Annotated in this window: 15 protein-coding genes and 2 tRNA genes (1 of these 17 running past the window's edge); 12 read left to right on the forward strand and 5 right to left on the reverse strand. The window is 37.0% G+C overall.

Features of this window, described 5'->3' with window-relative positions:
* From QWY91_RS15980 to QWY91_RS15990, 3 genes are all read right to left on the reverse strand, one after another.
* Positions 1 to 305, reverse strand: the 5' end (the start) of a protein-coding gene (locus tag QWY91_RS15980; RefSeq protein ID WP_290236495.1) for a glutamate synthase subunit beta. It extends 1159 nt beyond the left edge of the window; only the first 305 of its 1464 coding nucleotides appear in the window; the start codon lies at positions 303 to 305; its stop codon lies off the left edge, out of view.
* Positions 306 to 308: 3 nt separating this feature from the next.
* Positions 309 to 4832, reverse strand: a complete 4524-nt coding sequence (gene gltB / locus QWY91_RS15985; protein WP_290236496.1) for a glutamate synthase large subunit — start codon at positions 4830 to 4832, stop codon at positions 309 to 311.
* 229 nt (positions 4833 to 5061) lie between these two features.
* Entirely contained in the window at positions 5062 to 6204 is a 1143-nt protein-coding gene (locus QWY91_RS15990; RefSeq protein WP_290236497.1) for an acyl-CoA dehydrogenase, read from the reverse strand.
* A gap of 90 nt (positions 6205 to 6294) precedes the next feature.
* On the opposite strand from QWY91_RS15990, the gene QWY91_RS15995 reads away from it, so the two are divergent.
* The 8 genes from QWY91_RS15995 to QWY91_RS16030 all read left to right on the forward strand — a co-directional run bounded on the left by QWY91_RS15995 (position 6295) and on the right by QWY91_RS16030 (position 12196).
* On the forward strand, positions 6295 to 7368 hold the full coding sequence (locus QWY91_RS15995) for an anhydro-N-acetylmuramic acid kinase (RefSeq protein ID WP_290236498.1): 1074 nt from the start codon (positions 6295 to 6297) through the stop codon (positions 7366 to 7368).
* 39 nt (positions 7369 to 7407) lie between these two features.
* Entirely contained in the window at positions 7408 to 8634 is a 1227-nt protein-coding gene (locus QWY91_RS16000) for a Glu/Leu/Phe/Val dehydrogenase dimerization domain-containing protein (protein WP_290236499.1), read from the forward strand.
* A 136-nt stretch (positions 8635 to 8770) separates the two neighbouring features.
* Positions 8771 to 9472 carry a MotA/TolQ/ExbB proton channel family protein gene (locus QWY91_RS16005; RefSeq protein ID WP_290236500.1) on the forward strand — a complete coding sequence of 234 codons (702 nt, stop codon included), beginning with the start codon at positions 8771 to 8773 and terminating at the stop codon, positions 9470 to 9472.
* A 1-nt stretch (position 9473) separates the two neighbouring features.
* Positions 9474 to 9866 carry an ExbD/TolR family protein gene (locus QWY91_RS16010; protein ID WP_290236501.1) on the forward strand — a complete coding sequence of 131 codons (393 nt, stop codon included), beginning with the start codon at positions 9474 to 9476 and terminating at the stop codon, positions 9864 to 9866.
* 1 nt (position 9867) lies between these two features.
* On the forward strand, positions 9868 to 10698 hold the full coding sequence (locus tag QWY91_RS16015; RefSeq protein WP_290236502.1) for an energy transducer TonB: 831 nt from the start codon (positions 9868 to 9870) through the stop codon (positions 10696 to 10698).
* A 3-nt stretch (positions 10699 to 10701) separates the two neighbouring features.
* Positions 10702 to 11925, forward strand: a complete 1224-nt coding sequence (locus QWY91_RS16020; protein ID WP_290236503.1) for a bifunctional folylpolyglutamate synthase/dihydrofolate synthase — start codon at positions 10702 to 10704, stop codon at positions 11923 to 11925.
* Positions 11926 to 11991: 66 nt separating this feature from the next.
* Positions 11992 to 12066 (forward strand) — tRNA-Val (locus tag QWY91_RS16025).
* Between the two features lie 55 nt (positions 12067 to 12121).
* Positions 12122 to 12196 (forward strand) — tRNA-Val (locus tag QWY91_RS16030).
* Positions 12197 to 12252: 56 nt separating this feature from the next.
* On the opposite strand, the gene QWY91_RS16035 is transcribed toward QWY91_RS16030, so the two are convergent.
* Together QWY91_RS16035 and gldJ are read right to left on the reverse strand one after the other, a co-directional pair.
* Positions 12253 to 13545 carry a UDP-N-acetylmuramoyl-tripeptide--D-alanyl-D-alanine ligase gene (locus QWY91_RS16035; RefSeq protein WP_290236504.1) on the reverse strand — a complete coding sequence of 431 codons (1293 nt, stop codon included), beginning with the start codon at positions 13543 to 13545 and terminating at the stop codon, positions 12253 to 12255.
* Positions 13546 to 13619: 74 nt separating this feature from the next.
* Complete coding sequence (gene gldJ, locus QWY91_RS16040) at positions 13620 to 15311, reverse strand: gliding motility lipoprotein GldJ (RefSeq protein WP_449361570.1); 1692 nt, start codon at positions 15309 to 15311, stop codon at positions 13620 to 13622.
* 356 nt (positions 15312 to 15667) lie between these two features.
* Here gldJ and porV point away from each other — a divergent pair, with 356 nt between their 5' ends.
* The 4 genes from porV to QWY91_RS16060 all read left to right on the forward strand — a co-directional run bounded on the left by porV (position 15668) and on the right by QWY91_RS16060 (position 20134).
* Positions 15668 to 16822 (forward strand): type IX secretion system outer membrane channel protein PorV, encoded by a 1155-nt coding sequence (porV, locus tag QWY91_RS16045; protein WP_290236506.1) that lies wholly within the window; start codon positions 15668 to 15670, stop codon positions 16820 to 16822.
* A gap of 84 nt (positions 16823 to 16906) precedes the next feature.
* Positions 16907 to 17389: a cytidine deaminase gene (gene cdd / locus QWY91_RS16050; protein WP_290236507.1), complete on the forward strand. Its 483-nt coding sequence runs from the start codon at positions 16907 to 16909 to the stop codon at positions 17387 to 17389.
* A 109-nt stretch (positions 17390 to 17498) separates the two neighbouring features.
* On the forward strand, positions 17499 to 18497 hold the full coding sequence (gene pdhA / locus QWY91_RS16055; protein WP_290236508.1) for a pyruvate dehydrogenase (acetyl-transferring) E1 component subunit alpha: 999 nt from the start codon (positions 17499 to 17501) through the stop codon (positions 18495 to 18497).
* A 5-nt stretch (positions 18498 to 18502) separates the two neighbouring features.
* The gene (locus tag QWY91_RS16060; RefSeq protein WP_290236509.1) at positions 18503 to 20134 is read left to right on the forward strand and encodes a pyruvate dehydrogenase complex dihydrolipoamide acetyltransferase; all 1632 of its coding nucleotides are present in this window, start codon (positions 18503 to 18505) and stop codon (positions 20132 to 20134) included.
* Positions 20135 to 20201: the final 67 nt, after the last annotated feature.

Below are 20201 nucleotides of genomic sequence, written 5' to 3' on the forward strand. Positions count from 1 at the left end.
TCACATGGAGCAGGGCACAATCGCCCAGTAAATTCTGGAAAATTATTTGTAGCATGCAATATTTGCAATGCTTTTTTCCAGTCGTTTTCGTAAACTGCATGGTTGAAATCTGGTATAAGATTCCCTAAAGGACAACCACTGTGACAAAATGGAATTCCACAGTCCATGCAACGAGCCCCTTGATTATTAAGCTCTTCAGTATCTAAATCTTTAGTGAATTCTTTGTAATTCTTAACCCTTAGCTCTACAGCTTCGGTATTTTCGTCTTTTCTATCGTATTCTAAAAATCCTCTTAGCTTTCCCATTAATTACGCCGTTTTAAGTTCCAGGTTTTCTTCTTTATTTTTTTCATCTTCCATGCGCTGTAATGCTTTCTTGAATTCTGTTGGCATTACTTTGATGAATTTAGAAAGATTATCCTCCCAATTTTCTAAAATTTGGCCTGCAACTTCACTATCTGTATGATAGTAATGATTTTGTATTAATTCTTTTAATTCTGAAGAATCATCGCCGGTTAGCTCTTCTAACTGGATCGACTCCATATTAAAATTATTATTATCTAATTTATTATCTGCATTGTAGATATAGGCAATTCCACCGCTCATACCTGCAGCGAAGTTTCTTCCTATCTGTCCCAAAATTACTGCGCGACCTCCGGTCATGTATTCACAACCATGATCACCAATTCCTTCAATTACGGCTTTTGCACCTGAATTTCTCACGCAAAAACGTTCTCCTCCAATTCCATTGATATATGCTTCACCATTAATTGCTCCATATAGCGCCACATTTCCTATGATAACATTCTCATCAGATTTAAATGTAGCTTCTTCTGGGACTCGAACGGTTAGTGTTGCTCCGCTAAGTCCTTTTCCGAAGTAATCATTGGTATTCCCATTAACATTCATAGTAAGACCACGTGTAGCGAAAGCACCAAAACTTTGGCCAGCAGAACCTTTGAAATTAAGCTCTAGCGTGTTTTTCGGTAATCCTCCTTCGCCATGAATTTTTGAAATTTCATTACTCAATATCGCTCCAGTCGTTCTGTTAATGTTGGATATTTCAAAGTCTAAGCTCATTTTTTCCTTACGATAAATCGCCGGGTGAGCCTTACTCAAAATGTCAAAATCCAAGACATTTTCTAAACCATGATTTTGGTTTTGAGTTTTGTATAAAGGAATATCTTTATCGATATTTGGTTTGTAAAGAATACCAGATAAATCTATTCCCTGTGCTTTATAATGCTCGATGGCGTGATCCATTTCTAATTTCTGACTTTGGCCTACCATCTCATTTAAGGTTCTGAAGCCTAAACTAGCCATAATTTCGCGTAGTTCTTGAGCAACGAAATACATAAAATTGATTACATCTTCAGGGGTGCCTTTAAAGTTTTTTCTCAATTCGGGATCTTGGGTAGCGATCCCTACAGGACAAGTATTTAAATGGCATGCCCGCATCATAATACAACCCGATGCAACTAGAGGTGCAGTTGAGAATCCAAATTCTTCGGCTCCTAAAAGGCATGCAATTGCAACATCACGTCCTGTTTTTAACTGTCCATCACATTCTACCGTAATTCGACTTCTAAGATTGTTTAAAAGTAATGTTTGTTGTACTTCAGCAATTCCAAGTTCCCATGGTAAACCGGCATGTCTCAAAGAAGTTAAAGCAGCAGCTCCTGTACCTCCGTCATACCCAGAGACTAGAACCACATCTGCTTTTGCTTTTGCAACACCAGCGGCAATAGTTCCGACGCCAACTTTAGATACTAATTTTACATTGATTCTTGCTTCTCTGTTTGCATTTTTTAAATCAAAAATTAACTGAGCTAAATCTTCGATAGAGTAAATATCGTGATGTGGCGGTGGAGAAATTAATCCTACATAGGCGGTGGAATTTCTTGTCTTGGCTATAGCAGGATTTACTTTTGGACCAGGTAATTGTCCACCTTCTCCTGGTTTAGCTCCCTGTGCCATTTTAATCTGAATTTCCTTAGCGTTTGATAAGTAATTTATCGAAACGCCAAATCTTCCGGATGCAACTTGCTTAATTGCGCTATTTCTCCAGTTTCCGTTAGAATCACGAGTAAAGCGGTTGGCATCTTCACCACCTTCCCCACTGTTACTTTTTCCCTGCAAGCGATTCATCGCAATAGCAAGATTTTCGTGGGCTTCCTTACTAATAGATCCAAAGGACATTGCACCTGTCTTAAATCTTTTTACAATTTCTGTCCATGGCTCAACTTCCTCGACCGGGATTGGATTTAGTTTTTTGAATTTAAACATTCCGCGAAGCGTCATCAGATTCTTTGTCTGATTATTCACAAAATTGGAATATTCCTTATAAGTTTGGAAACTGTTTTGTTTTACTGCTTGCTGAAGTTTTGCTACAGAAGCAGGATTTAGCATGTGGCGCTCGCCATTTCTTCTCCAACGATAATCACCGCCAATTTCCAAATCTAAACCAGTTTCAGTCTCTGGTGGATTAAAAGCAAGTTTATGTCTTTTCTGAATTTCTCTTTCAATTTCGTAAAGCCCAATACCTTCAATTCTGGAAGGTGTATTGGTAAAGTATTTGTTTGTGAATTTTTTGTTTAAACCAAGAATTTCGAAAATTTGTGAACCACGATAAGAATGTAAGGTAGAGATACCAATCTTATTCATAATCTTTACGATACCTTTTCCAATAGCTTTGTTGAAGTTTTTAACCGCTAGATCTGGATCCTTTTCATCTATGTCTCCATTTTCAGAAAGTTTATAGATGATTTCATTTACCATGTACGGGTTAATAGCACACGCACCGTAACCAAATAGTAAAGCAAAATGATGTGGTTCTCTAGGTTCCGCAGATTCAATTACGATTCCAAAAGCAGATCTTCTTTTATGTTTTTTAAGTTCGTGGTGAACAAAAGAACAAGCCAAAAGTGATGGAATAGGAGCTAATTTATCGCTCACATTTCTATCTGATAGGATAATGATATTTTTATCCTCATCTACTGCTTTTTTGATTTCCAGAACAATTTGATCCAGTCTTTCTTCAAGGCCGTTCATTCCTTTTTCAACTTCATATAAAATTGAAATTGATTTTGCACGGAAATCGTTGTGTTCTATATATTTTATTTTATCCAGATCTTCGTTCGAGATTACTGGATTTTGAATTCTAAGTTTCTTAGCATGATCTGGGGTGATATCAAAAATGTTTTTGTCTTCACCTATCGATAAGCTGATATCGGTAACAATTTCTTCACGTATTCCATCCAGTGGCGGGTTGGTTACCTGAGCAAATAGCTGTTTAAAATAATTAAAAAGTAATTGTGGTTTATCTGAAAGTACAGCCAAAGGAATATCTGTTCCCATAGATCCAATAGCCTCTTTCCCTTGGGTAGCCATTGGGCTTATGATCGTTTTGATATCCTCTAACGTATATCCAAAAACTTTTTGTCTTGTTTGAAATTCTACAGGTTCTACTGGGGTTTTGTTTCCAGTATACGGTACTTCGGCTAATGGCAGTAAATTTTCATCTAGCCATTTTCTATAAGGTCGCTTAGATACAATTTGTTCTTTCACTTCCTGATCGCCAACTATTCGGCCTTCAACCATGTCTACTAAGAACATTCTACCCGGTTCAAGACGACCGTGTAATTCAACATTTTCAGGTTTTACATCAACAACTCCTGTTTCAGAAGACATGATTACATAACCATCTTTAGTTAACGTATAACGAGATGGTCGCAAACCATTACGGTCTAGCAGCGCGCCAATGTATTGCCCATCGGTAAATGGAATAGACGCAGGGCCATCCCACGGTTCCATAATGCAAGCATTATATTCGTAAAATGCCTTTTTGTTATCGCCCATCGATGGATTCTTTTCCCATGCTTCTGGAACCATCATCATAATCGCTTCTGGAAGAGAACGGCCCGTTTGTAAAAGCATTTCTAAAACCATATCCATAGATGCAGAATCTGACTTCCCATCTAAAGTTACTGGTAATATTTTTTTGATATCATCACCAAAAATTTCACTTTCAAAAAGCTCTTCTCTAGCTTTCATCCGGCTGAGATTTCCTCTTAACGTATTAATCTCTCCGTTGTGGCACATGTATCTAAATGGTTGAGCCAAATCCCAGGTAGGGAATGTGTTCGTGGAAAAACGTTGGTGAACTAAAGCAAGTTTAGTTACCAGATCTGGATCGTTAAGATCTGTGTAATATACATTGATGTCTTGCGGCATCAATAAGCCTTTGTAAATAATTGTCTTTGTAGATAAACTAGGAAGGTAGAAATATTCGGCTTCGCCTAAATTAGAGCTATATATTTTATGTTCGGCAATTTTACGAGCGGCGAATAGTTTAGCTCTAAAATGCAAATCATTAGTGTCTTCATCTTTTCCGATAAAGATTTGCTGAACATTAGGTTCGCTTAAAGTAGCGATACTACCTAAACAGGATTTATCAACAGGAACTTCTCTCCATCCAATAATATTAAGTCCCTGGTTAGTGATTTCTTCTTCAAAAATCTCTTTGCAGATCTTTGATTGGTTTTCTGATCTTGGTAAAAAAACCATACCTGCTGCATACTCACCAAATTCTGGTAGATCAAAATCACAAACTTTTTTAAAAAAGTTATGCGGAATTTCGATCAATATACCGGCACCATCTCCGGTTTTTCCATCTGCACTTACAGCTCCACGATGCTCTAATCGAATTAAAATATCCAAAGCTTTATGGATGATATCATTCGTTTGCTTACCTTTTAAGTTACAAATGAATCCCGCGCCGCAATTATCTCTCTCAAATTCAGGCAAGTATAGCCCCTGCTCTTTTGGTGTCATATTCTATCTTCCTTATGTTATTACTACAAAAATATCTAAATTAGTAAAGAAAATGAAAGTAATAACATTAAAGAGCTTACAAAATTCACCAAAACTAAATAAAATCTTAATTTTTATCAATCGTTTAAAGAAATGGAGTGTAAATTCCGAATTCTGTAATGGAAAATAATGGATTTTGATATAAAAAAACTCGCCATGGTTAGCGAGTTGATTTTATGTATTTTAAATCTTAATTTTTGAGCACACTTCTAGAGATTACAATTTTCTGAATTTCTGAAGTTCCCTCGTAGATCTGTGTAATCTTTGCATCTCGCATTAAGCGTTCTACATGGTATTCTTTTACGAATCCATTACCACCATGTATTTGTACTGCTTCTACGGTAACATCCATTGCTGTTTGTGAAGCGCTCAATTTTGCCATAGCACCACTTAGGTCGTAACTTGTTTTCTGGTCTTTGTCCCAGGCAGCTTTCATTACCAAGTGTCTCGAACTTTCTATGGAAGTATACATATCTGCAAGTTTGAAGGCAATGGCTTGATGATTACTAATTTCAGTGCCAAAAGCTTTACGTTGTTTACTGTAATCTCTAGCTAGTTCGAAAGCACCAGAGGCAATTCCTAAAGCCTGTGCAGCAATACCAATCCTACCGCCCGATAATGTTTTCATGGCGAATTTAAAACCAAATCCATCTTCGCCTATCCTATTTTCTTTAGGAACTTTTACATCATTAAAATTCAGAGAGTGCGTGTCGCTTCCTCTTATCCCTAGTTTATTTTCTTTCGGGCCAATTTCAAAACCTTCCCATCCCTTTTCGACAATAAAGGCATTTATTCCGCGGTGTTTTTTTTCTCTATCGGTTTGTGCAATTACCAGATAGTAATCTGCAGTACCTCCATTGGTGATCCAGTTTTTGGTGCCATTTAGTAGGTAATAGTCTCCTTTATCGATTGCGGAAGTACGTTGAGAAGTAGCATCACTGCCAGCTTCGGGTTCAGATAAGCAGAACGCACCTAGCTTTTCTCCGGTTGTAAGCTTCGCCAAATATTTCTCCTTTTGTTCTTTAGAGGCATAAGTATCCAAACCCCAACAAACTAAAGAGTTGTTTACAGACATGACTACAGAGGCAGAAGCATCTATTTTAGAAATTTCTTCCATTGCCAAAACGTAACTAATGGTATCCATCCCGCCGCCGCCATATTCTGGGGAGGCCATCATGCCCATAAAACCAAGTTCTCCCATTTTTTTAATCTGTTCTTTTGGGAATTCCTGTTTTTCATCTCTATCAATAACGCCGGGAAGCAATTCATTTTTAGCAAAATCGCGAGCAGCATCGCGAATCATTATATGTTCTTCGGATAATTCGAAATTCATTGAATATAAATTTAGAAAAAGGTAATTATACTTACCAAATATAAATTTTTAGTGTGTATTTTTCAACAAAAAATATTTATTTTTGAGAATATGAGAAAAAATAACTATTTCGTGATTGGTGTAATGTCCGGGACTTCTTTAGATGGAATCGATTTGGCATACATCCATTTCTCTGCTGAAAATAACTATGATTTTGAAATTCTGGAAGCTCAAACAGTAGGCTATGCTGAAGAATGGCGCGAAAAGCTGAATGAAGGAATAGATTTAAATGAAGAGGAATTACAAATTTTAGATAAAAACTACACCAAATATTTAGCTGATGTAATTCTTGAATTTATTGCTGAATACAATATCGAAAATTTGGATGCTATTTGTTCGCATGGGCATACAATAAAGCATGAACCACAAAATGGATACACTTTACAAATTGGAAATCTCCCTGAAATTGCAGAATATCTTCAAAATAAAGTGGTTTGTGATTTTAGAGTTCAGGATGTTGCGCTAGGAGGGCAGGGAGCACCGCTGGTGCCTATTGGTGATCAGTTACTTTTTAACGAATACCAATATTGTTTAAATTTAGGCGGCTTCGCAAATATCTCTGAAGAGCGAAATGATCAAATGCTAGCCTACGATATTTGTGCTGTAAATACCGTACTCAATTATTTTACCCAGAAATTGGGTAAAGCTTATGATGATAAAGGTCAAATTGCTTCAGAGGGACGATTACACGAAAAATTACTTCAGCAATTAAACAATCTTAATTATTATTCTGAAAAGCCACCAAAATCTCTTGGCATCGAGTGGGTTAAAGCTGAAGTTTTACCGCTAATTAGTTCCGAAGAAATACCTATTCCAGATATTTTGCATACCTATACTATCCATGTAGCACAACAAGTGGCGAAAGTTTTGAATAACAATAAAGAATCTAAAGTTTTGGTGACCGGTGGAGGTGCTTTTAATGATTTTTTAGTGCAGCAATTTAAAGAATATTCAAATTGTGAATTTATAATCCCAAATGCTAAGATTATCGATTTTAAAGAGGCTTTAATTTTTGGCTTGTTGGGTGTGCTTAAATTGGAAGAGAAGGTGAATGTTTTAAGTTCGGTTACCGGCGCTAAAAAAGATCATTCTTCAGGAAAGGTATTTGCTCCTAAACGCGTTTAGTTTTTACGAATAATTATCTTTGACGCAAATCACACATACATGAAAGAATTATTAAAAGTTTACGAGAATAAAGAACCAGAAATTGTTTTTCATTGGAATGATCCTGAAACCGAAGCTGAAGGCTGGACGGTGATCAACTCACTAAGAGGTGGCGCAGCTGGAGGTGGAACCAGAATGCGAGAAGGGTTGGATAAAAATGAAGTACTTTCTTTAGCAAAAACGATGGAAGTGAAATTTACGGTTTCTGGCCCTGCTATTGGTGGCGCTAAATCGGGAATCAACTTCGATCCTAAAGATCCACGTAAAAAGGGCGTTTTGGAGCGTTGGTACAAAGCAGTTTCTCCTTTATTGAAAAGTTATTACGGAACTGGTGGTGATTTAAATGTAGATGAAATTCATGAAGTAATTCCGATCACTGAAAATTGCGGAGTTTGGCATCCACAAGAAGGTGTTTTTAATGGCTATTTTCAACCAACTGAAGCTGATAAAATTAATAGAATTGGCCAATTGCGCCAAGGTGTAATTAAGGTTTTGGAAAATACCGATTATTCGCCAGATATCTCGAGAAAATATACAGTTGCAGATATGATTACCGGTTTTGGTGTGGCAGAAGCTGTACATCAATATTATGAAATCTACGGCGGTGATATTAAAGGAAAAAAAGCTATCGTGCAAGGATTTGGAAATGTAGGTTCTGCTGCTGCGTATTATCTTTCACAGATGGGAGCAAAAGTTGTTGGAATTATCGATCGCGCCGGCGGCTTGATTAATGAAGAAGGTTTTGCTTTTGAAGATATTAAAGACTTATTCTTGAAAAAAGAAGGAAATACGCTGAATGCTTCGGAATTAATTCCTTTTGAAGAAATCAATGAGAAAATATGGAATATTGATGCTGAAATCTTTGCACCCTGTGCAGCTTCTAGATTAGTAACGAAAGATCAAATCTCAAATTTAATAGATCGAAAACTGGAAGTTATTTCTTGCGGAGCCAATGTTCCGTTTGCTGATAAAGAGATTTTCTTTGGTCCTATTATGGAGTTTACTGATGAGCGCGTAAGTCTAATTCCCGATTTTATTTCTAATTGTGGGATGGCTCGTGTATTTGCCTATTTTATGGAGCGTCGTGTACAAATGACAGATGAAGCTATTTTTAACGATACTTCAATGACTATAAAAAACGCAATTCAAAATACTTTTAACAATAATAGCAGTAAAACAAATATTAGTAAAACAGCGTTTGAGGTTGCTCTTAAACAACTAGTGTAACATATTCATTTCCTTATCTGTTAGTAATTTCTTAATGAATGCAGATAAGGAATTATTCTGATGATTATTTTACTAAATTTGGGCAACAATTTAAATCCGTTTATCACGTTAACCTAAAAAACCCTAATCAATTAGTATGCTATATTTTATTCAGCAGGATACCATTGCGCAAACAGCGCAGGATACTGCAGCGGTTTCAGAAGAAAAAACACTTTCTATATTCGATTTGTTATTAAGTGGTGGTATTGCTGGGCAGATCATTATCCTAATTCTTTTTATTTTACTTTTTGCAGCGGTTTATATCTATTTTGAAAGGTTGTTTGCTATAAAATCAGCAAGCCAGGTAGATAAAAACTTTATGCATCAAATTAAAGATAGTGTTTCTAACGGTAATATCGAGTCGGCAAAAATGCGCTGTTCTCAAGCAGATAATCCCGTAGCTAGACTAACCGAGAAAGGAATATCAAGAATTGGTAGTCCATTAGAAGATATTAATACAGCTATCGAAAATGCAGGTCGTTTAGAGGTTTATAAACTGGAGAAAAACGTGAGTATTCTTGCTACTATTGCAGGTGCTGCACCGATGATTGGTTTCTTAGGGACAGTGATTGGAATGGTAATTGCCTTCCATGAGTTGGCAACAAGTAGCGGGCAGGCACAAATGGGATTGTTAGCAGAAGGTATTTATACAGCAATGACGACTACCGTTGCCGGTCTAATAGTTGGTATTATCGCCTATATTGGTTACAACCACCTGGTGGTAAAAACCGATAAAGTAGTGCACCAAATGGAAGCTACTGCGGTAGACTTTTTAGACATTTTAAACGAGCCTGCTTAGTATGAATTTAAGAGGAAGAAATAAAGTAAGTCCGGAGTTTAGTATGAGCTCAATGACAGATATTGTATTTCTGTTATTGATCTTCTTTATGCTAACCTCTCCGGTGATTACTCCAGAAGCTTTGGATCTCATTCTTCCAAAAGCTAAAGGAAAGACCACAAACCAGCAGAATGTTTCAGTAAGTATTACTAAAGAACTGCAGGTGTATATAAACGATGAGCGAATTAGTAATTCAGCCTTAGAAAGTACTTTAAGAAATAAATTAGCTGGAATAGAAAATCCAACGATTATTTTGCGTGCTGAGGAAGGTGTGCCAATCGAAAAGGCGGTAAATGTAATGGATATCGCGAATCGAAATAGATATAAAATAGTACTAGCCGTTAAACCGGAATAATATGGCTTTTTTAAAAACCAAACACGAGAAAAAATCATTCACGATAACCATAGTACTACATGTGCTATTGTTAGCTATTTTGTTCTTTTTTGGTTTTACATATCTTGATCCACCACCAGAGAGTGGTATTGCAGTAAATTTCGGAACTTCTGAAGTAGGATCAGGAAACGATCAGCCTACTAAGCCTATTGAATCTGCACCTAAAAATACGAGTCCAGAGGTTGCGCCTCCAGAACCAGAACCTGTAGTTGAAGATCAGGTCGTGACTCAGGAAGTAGAAGAAGCTCCAGTAATCGAAGAAAAAAAGGAAATTAAAAAGCCTGTTGAAACCGAGAAACCAAAGGTGAAGCCGAAGAAAGAAGAACCTGCTAAGAAACCAGATCCTAAGCCAGATAAATCTACTACCGATGCGATGAGTAGTATTTTAAACGGTCCTGAAAGAAGCGGAGAAGCGAGTGGGGGAGAAGGTAATGATAATGCCGCTGGAGATAAAGGTTCTCCTGATGGCGATCCTAATGCGAAAAGCTATTACGGTAATGGAGCAGGATTAGATGGTGACGGTAATTATCGATTAGGTGGTCGTCGAGCTTTAAATAAAGAAAAATTCGTTCAGGATTGTAATGAATCTGGAATTGTTGTGGTTCGTATCGAGGTAAATCGACAAGGCCAGGTTATTGCCGCAACTCCCGGAATAAAAGGAACAACAAATAACGCTTCCTGTTTAACAGAACCAGCACGAAAAGCAGCAATGGCTACTAAATTTAATAGTGACGCAGATGCGCCTTCGCGTCAGGTAGGAACCATAGTTTATAACTTCAAATTATCTGAATAATTGATGACTTATCAAGAAACTGTTGATTGGATGTTTCAGCAGTTACCCATGTATCAACGTGTGGGAAGTTCAGCTTTCAAAAAAGATTTATCCAACACTTTAAAATTAGCAGCGCATCTTAATCATCCAGAGAAAGATTTTAAGAGCGTGCATGTTGCCGGTACTAACGGAAAAGGTTCAAGTAGCCACATGATAGCTTCGGTATTACAAGAAGCAGGTTATAAGGTTGGATTATATACTTCACCACATTTAAAAGATTACCGAGAGCGTATTCGAATTAACGGAAAGTACATTTCCGAAGAAGCGGTAATCGATTTTGTGAAAAATAATAAGTCTTTTTTAGAAGCCGAACGTTTGTCTTTTTTCGAGATGAGCGTGGGAATGGCATTTTGGTATTTTGCTGAAGAAAAAGTTGATATTGCGGTTATCGAAGTAGGAATGGGAGGTCGCTTAGATTCAACTAATATCATTACTCCTGAAGTTTCTTTGATAACAAATATTGGTAAAGATCACACGCAATTTTTAGGAACGACTTTACCTGAAATTGCCGGAGAAAAAGCTGGGATAATAAAGGAGAATATTCCTGTTGTTATTTCAGAAAAACATCCTGAAACAGAACCTGTATTCAGAAAAACAGCGAAAGAGAGAAATGCTGTAATTATTTTTGCTGAAGAAAGAAAAGCTGATTCAGATCTCCAAACTGACTTATTAGGAAGCTATCAGCAAAAGAACATTAAAGGAGTTTATGCAGTAATTCAGCAATTAATTCAGCAAGGTTGGAAATTTTCTGAAGAGCAAATTTACAGCGGTCTAAAACAGGTCGTAAAAAACACGAATCTTAGAGGAAGATGGGATATTCTTCAGGAACAGCGTCCAAAAGTAATTTGTGATACCGCACATAACAGCGACGGACTTCAATATGTATTCAAGCAATTATCTCAAGAAAGTTTTAAGCAATTGCATTTCGTTTTAGGAGTGGTTAGCGATAAAGATTTAGATGAAATATTACCAATGTTTCCTAATAATGCTATTTATTATTTTTGTAAACCAGATGTTCCGCGAGGTTTAGAAGCTGAAAAATTAATGCAGAAATCTATGGAATTTGGATTGAAGGGTGAGGTATTTAGAAGTGTTTCAGATGCTTATCGCACTGCTTTAGAAAAGGCTGCGAAAGAAGACCTGATCTTTTGTGGAGGCAGCAATTTTACAGTAGCTGAAATTATTTAAAATTTTTAATTTTTTTCTTTGTACAGAAGAAAAACTAGTCTATATTTGCACTCGCAATAATGAATGGGGCGCGTAGCTCAGTTGGTTCAGAGCACTTGGTTTACACCCAAGGGGTCAGGGGTTCGAATCCCTTCGCGCCCACAACCATTCAAAAGCTTCCGTAAAAGGAAGCTTTTTTTAGCTAAAGCATTCATTAGGGCGCGTAGCTCAGTTGGTTCAGAGCACTTGGTTTACACCCAAGGGGTCAGGGGTTCGAATCCCTTCGCGCCCACAAAAATAAAAAGCTTCCAATTTTGGAAGCTTTTTTTATTTAATGTCATTTCTTCATTATAGAACATCTGTTAGTTTCTCTAGCGCTATCCCTCGTGACCCTTTGATCAATATATAAGAATTAGAGATTGGTTCTTTGCTAAGGAAGCTTTTAAAAGCTTCAGTTGTTTCAAACTTCTTAAATGAAGTAGGAGTTATAGATTCTTTAAAATGAGCTCCAATTAAGTATACCTTTTCAAACTTTAAATCTTTACATATATCTGCAATAGATTGGTGCTCCTCGGTAGTGTATTGCCCTAATTCTAACATGTCACCAATGACTACTACTTTGGTAAGCTCTGTAGGTAGTTCTTTAAAGTTTTTCAATGCCGAAAGCATGCTGGTTGGATTCGCATTGTAAGCATCAAGTAACAGCGTGTTGTTTTTTGTCTTTTGAATCTGGGATCTGTTATTGCTTGGTGTATAAGTCGCAATAGCGCTTTCAATATCCTCAAACGGAACTTTAAAGTATAAGCCTATTGTTAAGGCTGCTGCGGCGTTAAAAGCATTGTATTGCCCTGTTAACTGACTTTTAAAGTTAGTTTTGTTGAAATTGAAAGAAGCAAATTCAGATTTGTTTTCATGAATGTTGTAATCGAGAGTTACAGCAGCGTCGTCGCTAGTTCCGAAGGTGAAAATATGGGAATAACTATCATGTAGTTTTTGAATCGTATCATCTAAATTCAAAAATAATAACTTTTTATGATCGATCAGATGTTGGTATAACTCGCTTTTACCTTTAATGACTCCTTCTATACTTCCAAAACCCTCTAAATGAGCTTTACCGAAATTCGTAATATATCCGTAGTCTGGTAAAGTAAGTTCGGTAAGAAATTCAATTTCTCCCTGATGATTGGCTCCCATTTCAACGATACCAACTTCGGTAGTTTGATCCATCTGCAACAATGTAAGCGGAACGCCAATATGATTATTCAGGTTGCCACTTGTCGCTACCGTATGGTATTTTTTAGAAAGTACGGCATTTAGTAGTTCTTTAGTTGTTGTTTTTCCGTTACTTCCTGTAATAGCTATTATTGGAATGCCCAAAAATTGCCTATGAAAAGTAGCTAATTCCTGTAATGCTTTTAGACAGTCATCAACGAGAATATAATTCTCCTGTTCTCTCGCATATATTTCTTCGTCTACAATAGCAATTTCAGCTCCTTTAAGTAAAGCTTCTTCTGCAAATTGATTCCCATTAAAGTTTGCGCCTTTTAATGCGAAAAATAGACTGTTAGGTTTGATATTTCTAGTGTCGGTGCTAACTCCTGAACTTGTTAGGAACCTGCGATGTATTTTTGCTATATTCATGAAATTAAGGTATAAAAAAAGCCCTAAATGAATAGGGCTTTTTTTGTGAATATTTCTTTAAAACTGCAGAGCTGTTAGTTATTCTTAGCTCTTTTGATGTTATCCATAGATTTTGATCCAACTTTAGACATTGCATTTCTAAAACCGATGTAATCGGTAGCCATGTCTTGTGGGAAATATCTTCTTTGTGACGGATCTAACCAGTAAGCGCGGTCTCTCCATGAACCACCTTTGTAAACTCTTACATCATCACTAATTAAGGTAGTTCTTTCCTTGCTGTCGTATTTTGGTTTAGCCTGTGTTGTGTCTCCTGTTGCTACTCTGTCGTAGTCTGGAGAATTATACATCCTTTTAGAAGAATTGTCGATATCCTGAAAAGGTTGATAGTAACGACTAGAACTTTTATCGCCATCTCTAAAATCTCTGTTATCGCTTTTAGAGAAGTTAGTTCTCATATAAGTATCATCTTCAGTTATTGGCTTTTGAAGAATTTCACCTGGTAGGTTTCTTGCAACAACTCTACCTGTACTAAGGGTGTCGTATTTTATATCGTCACTTCCTACTACCTGGACGGAACCATCTTCATTGATACTGTTTTCAGTATAAATGTTTCCACGATAGTAATTGAAGTCATTAAACTCATCATCTACTATGGGACGGTAAACATCAGCAACCCATTCTGCGACATTTCCAGCCATATCGTAAAGGCCAAAATCATTAGCTTCGTAGCTCATAACAGGAGCTGTAATATCAGCACCGTCATCACTCCATCCTGCGATACCGCCGTAATCACCAGAACCTTGCTTAAAGTTAGCCAATTGATCTCCTTGTTTTCTCATATCCCCACTTCGGGTATATCTGCCATCCCATGGATATTTTTTTCTACCACGATAGTTATTATAATCACGAATACCAACCAAACCTAAAGCTGCATATTCCCATTCTGCTTCTGTGGGAAGACGATATTCTGGATATAGAATTCCATCTTTACGTTGCACATATTGTTTTCCGCCAGAAGTGTTGCCAAGGCTGTCGGTAGATTGATTATCTACTAATTTCTGGGATTTCTTACCACTTTGCGTCATTTCGGTATTTCCTCCGTAAACTCTGCTTGGTGCATTGATGTAAGTTTCTGTACTAAATGTAGAACCAGCGTCACTATTGTATAAGGTTTCCTCAGCAATATATCCAGTTTCAACTAGTTGTCTCTCGTTAACGCGGTCAGTTCTCCATTTACTGAATTCGGCAGCTTGTACCCAACTAACTCCAACTACAGGATACTCTGCATAGGCAGGATGTCTCAGGTAGTTGTTTACCATCGTTTCATTATATCCAAGACGGTTTCTCCAAACTAAGGTATCAGGAACCGCTCCGTAATAAATGTTTCTATAGTTTTCCTGACTTGGTGGGAATACTCTCTTTAGCCAATCCAGGTACTCAAGGTACATGCGATTAGTAACTTCAGTTTCATCCATATAAAAGGACTGAACGTGTTGCTGAGTTGGAGTATTATTCCAATCATGCATTACATCATCCTGTACTTGTCCCATTGTGAAAGTACCTCCTTCGATAAAGACTAATCCAGGAGCAGGATCTTGTTCGTCGTAGTCTGTATTGGATTGAAATCCACCGTCTTTAGAATTAATATCCCATCCGGTAGCTCTTGAGCTGTTTTTGTAATTTTTTGAATTGTTACATCCTACTAGACCAACGCCCAAAGCGATGGTAAAAAGTGCTCTAAAAGCAGTTTTCTTTCTCATTCTCATGTTCTCTTTAGGTAGAATTTAGGCTTTGCAATATAATAATTAACGCTAAAAGTACAAGTTTATTTGCCCTAAAACCAATACTTTAATCTTAATATATGATCAAACATATATCTTTTATATTTAAATACTCACGCAAATATGCACAAATAAAATGCCTAAAACCGCAAAATTAATATTTTTTTATACGGTTTGCACTCAAAATTATGAATAGTTATCTAGCAATAATTGGATTCGCCAATCGACCTGATTTATATTCTTTCTAACGAAGGATAGTAGTGTTTAATCGAAATTTAAAAAGAGCTTTCTTAGCTTCTAATAATATTGACATATATTTGTTTATCATTTAGTTTACTGCGATGAAAAAACTTTCAACAATTTTATTACTAGGTTTAGTTTTTACTTCTAGCCATATTTACGCTCAGGAAATAAGAGATCGGGTAATTACTACGGCAGTTCCTTTTTTGCTCGTAGCTGCAGATGCCAGAGCGGCTGGAATGGGAGATCAGGGTGTAGCTACTTCTGCGGATGCCTTTTCCCAACAATGGAATCCAGCTAAATTTGCCTTTGCAACCTCAGAGAATGGTATAGGAGTTTCCTATACCCCTTATTTAAAAGATATTGTGAGTGATATCTTTTTAGGGGATCTTAGTTATTATCATAAAATTGATGATCGTAGTGCTTTTGCGGCTAGTTTGAGGTTTTTTAGTTTAGGAACTATAGAGACAAGACAAACCATAGAACAAAATCCTTTATTAGTAAACCCAAATGAACTAACATTTGATGCGTCTTATGCATTAAAGCTTAGTGAAACTTTTTCTATGGCAGTTGCAGGTAGATATCTTAGATCTGATCTTGGTTTAAGTGATGGTCAGGATCTAGGAGCTGCAGGTAGTTTTGGTGTAGACGTAGCAGCGTATTACCAAAGTGAAGAAGTGGTATTTCAAAACTTTGACGGAATTTGGAGATTAGGGGTGAATATTAGCAATATTGGTCCCAAGATGAAATATGACGATGCTGGGCAGGAAAATTTTATTCCTACGAATTTAAGACTTGGTGGAGGTTTCGATTTTATTTTCAATCCTGATAGCAAATTGGGTGTTTATTTAGAGTTTAATAAATTACTGGTTCCAACACCTCAAGATTTTAATGGTGACGGAGTTATTAATAGAGAGGACGATGATGTCTATAATAACGTAAGTGCTATAGGTGGTATTTTTAAATCATTTTCGGATGCTCCAAATGGGCTAAGCGAAGAAATTAAAGAAGTTACCTGGGCACTGGGAACAGAATATTCATTTAGAGAGGCTATTAAATTGCGAGCCGGTTACTTCAATGAGAGTGATGAGAAGGGATATCGAAAATTTGTGTCTTTTGGAGGTGGGTTTGAATATAATGATTTTGTAATTATAGATATTTCGTATCTATTTTCTACATCAGATTTTCCGAGTCCTTTAGATCAAACTTTGCGATTTGGTCTTACATTCAACTTTGGAGATGAGTATATTAATTAGTGAAAACATAATAGAGGACAACAAAAAAGCACCAATTTTATTTTGGTGCTTTTTTGTTTACTTTGGTAGCCCGAAATTTTTACTATGGAAAAAATAAAGTTTTCAGCAGAATTAGATGTTTTTGAATCAAAATCTGAATTACCAGATCACATTCAGGCATTAATGAATGATGCTATAGTAGCAAGAGAAAAGGCTTACGCACCCTATTCGAATTTCAAAGTAGGAGCTGCAATTTTAATGGAGAACGGCGAAGTTGTTTCAGGTAGTAATCAAGAGAATGCAGCCTATCCATCTGGAGTATGTGCAGAGCGTACTGCAATTTTCTATGCCGGCTCAAAATTTCCTGAAATGAGTATGAAGGCCCTTGCAGTGACAGCTAAATCACTTAGTAAAGAAATTACTTCTCCTATTCCTCCTTGTGGGGCGTGTCGCCAGGCGATTTCAGAGTATGAGGTAAATCAGTCTACAGGAATTCCAATTTATTTTATGGGGGAAACAGGAAAAGTCTACAAAGCGAAATCGATAAAAGAATTATTACCCTTTATTTTCGATAAACTTAATCTGTAGCCCTATAAAGATTTTTGCACTAAAACTGTTTTCCATTCTTATTATAAATAGTATTTTTGTTATTCGCTTGACGAAATCTATCTGTAAAGCCATAAAAATTTTTAAGTAAATGAAGAAAATAACAAAAGCCACCTATCTAAAGTGGTATGAGGATATGCTGTTTTGGCGTAAGTTTGAAGATAAGCTTGCGCAAGTTTATATTCAGCAAAAAGTAAGAGGTTTTTTACATTTGTATAACGGGCAAGAGGCTATCCTGGCAGGAGCTTTACATGCGATGGATACCGATAAAGATCGTATGATTACTGCTTATCGTAATCACGTACAGCCAATTGGTTTGGGAGTAGATCCTAAAAGAGTAATGGCAGAGCTTTATGGTAAGGGTACAGGTACTTCGCAAGGTTTGGGAGGTTCTATGCATATCTTTTCTAAGGAACATCGTTTTTATGGTGGTCATGGTATTGTTGGGGGACAAATTCCTCTAGGTGCCGGGCTTGCATTTGCAGATAAATATTTCAAAAGAGATGCCGTTACCCTAACATTTATGGGTGATGGAGCAACTCGTCAGGGATCGTTACACGAAACATTAACGATGGCCGTAAACTGGAATCTTCCAGTGGTTTTCTGTGTAGAGAATAATGGTTATGCGATGGGGACATCTGTAGCCAGAACATCTAGAAGTACAGATATATATAAATTAGGTAACGGCTACGAGATGCCATGTGCTCCGGTAGATGCTATGGATCCAGAAAAAGTTGCTGAAGCTTTAGATGAAGCAATTAGTCGTGCCAGAAAAGGTGAAGGTCCTACATTTTTAGAGTTAAAAACATATCGTTATAGAGGACACTCTATGAGTGATGCTCAGCACTATCGTACAAAAGACGAAGTTGCAGAATACCAAAAGATAGATCCTATTACAAAGGTTAGAAACATTCTTTTAGAAAAGAATTATGCTACCGAAGAAGATATTAAGGATATCGATAAGCAGATCAAAGAGAAAGTAAAAGAATGCGAAAAATTCGCAGAAGAATCTGCTTTCCCAGAGAAGAGTGTGATGTACGATGTGGTATACGAGCAGGAAGATTATCCATTTTTACCCCATAAACTTTAAGAACTATGGCAGAAGTAATTAACATGCCCCGCCTAAGCGATACCATGGAAGAAGGTGTTGTGGCGAAGTGGTTAAAACAAAAAGGAGATAAAGTAGCTGAAGGTGATATTCTAGCTGAAATTGAAACCGATAAGGCGACGATGGAGTTTGAATCTTTCTACGAAGGCACATTATTACATATAGGAATTGAAGAAGGAGAAACAGCTCCCGTAGATACGCTTTTGGCTATTATAGGGGAAGAAGGAGAAGATATTTCTGGTCTTTTAAATGGAGGTTCTTCTGAAGCTGCTGAAGACAAGTCTGAGGAAAGTGAAGAAGAAACTACCGAAGACGAAACTGCTTCGTCTGAAGCAGGTGAAATTCCTGAAGGTGTAGAAGTTGTAAACATGCCACGTCTTAGCGATACTATGGAAGAAGGTACAGTTGCTTCATGGTTGAAAAAAGAAGGCGATGAGGTTTCTGAAGGAGATATTCTAGCTGAAATCGAAACCGATAAGGCGACGATGGAATTTGAATCTTTTTATGAAGGTACGCTTCTTAAAATTGGAATCGGAGAGGGAGAAACTGCTCCAGTGGATAGTCTATTAGCGATTATTGGTCCTAAAGGAACCGATGTTTCTAATGTTACTGGTGATAGTGCTCCAAAAAAATCTGCTTCTAAAGCTGATAAAGAAACTTCTGCAGCTAGAGAAAACGTAGAAGAAGCTACTTCTGCTAGTTCTTCTGATTCATCTTCAGAAGAGAGTGGACGAATTTTCGCTTCTCCTTTAGCTAAAAAAATGGCAGAAGATAAAGGAATTGATCTTTCTAAAGTTGAAGGTTCTGGAGAGAATGGAAGAATCGTTAAAAAAGATATAGAATCTTACAAGCCATCTGCTGCTCCTGCCGCTAAAGAAGAAACTACAAAGAAAGAAGCAGAAACTTCTGTAGCAGCACCATACGTGCCAGCAGGAGAAGAAAGCTTCGAGGAAATTAAAAATTCTCAAATGCGTAAGACGATTGCAAAACGTCTTGGCGAATCTAAATTTACTGCTCCTCACTATTATCTAACTATAGAAGTAGATATGGTGAATGCAATGCAGTCTAGAAAGCAAATTAATGCCATGCCAGATACTAAGGTATCTTTTAATGACTTGGTAATTAAAGCTAGCGCAATGGCACTTCGCAAGCATCCGCAAGTAAATAGCCAATGGACAGATGGTGCAATGAAAATTGCGAAACATATACATATGGGAGTTGCTGTAGCGGTAGAGGAAGGTCTTGTAGTTCCTGTCCTTAAATTTGCAGATCAAATGTCGATGACGCAAATAGGAGGCAATGTTCGTGACCTTGCAGGTAAAGCACGTAATAAGAAGCTTCAGCCAAAAGAAATGGAAGGAAGTACTTTTACAGTGTCTAATCTTGGGATGTTTGGTATTACTGAATTTACCAGTATCATTAATCAACCAAATTCAGCTATACTTTCTGTAGGAGCTATCGTAGAGAAGCCTGTAGTTAAGAATGGTGAGATTGTAGTCGGTAATACCATGAAACTGACTTTAGCTTGTGATCACAGAACTGTAGACGGTGCAACTGGCGCAGCATTCTTACAAGATCTTAAAACATTTATAGAGAATCCAGTGACTATGCTTGCATAAGCTAATCTGGATATTAGAATAGATAAGAATCCCGCGTTTAATCGCGGGATTTTTTTATTTTAGCTAA

The organism is Zunongwangia endophytica, assembly GCF_030409505.1.
In the GTDB taxonomy this organism is placed as follows: domain Bacteria; phylum Bacteroidota; class Bacteroidia; order Flavobacteriales; family Flavobacteriaceae; genus Zunongwangia; species Zunongwangia endophytica.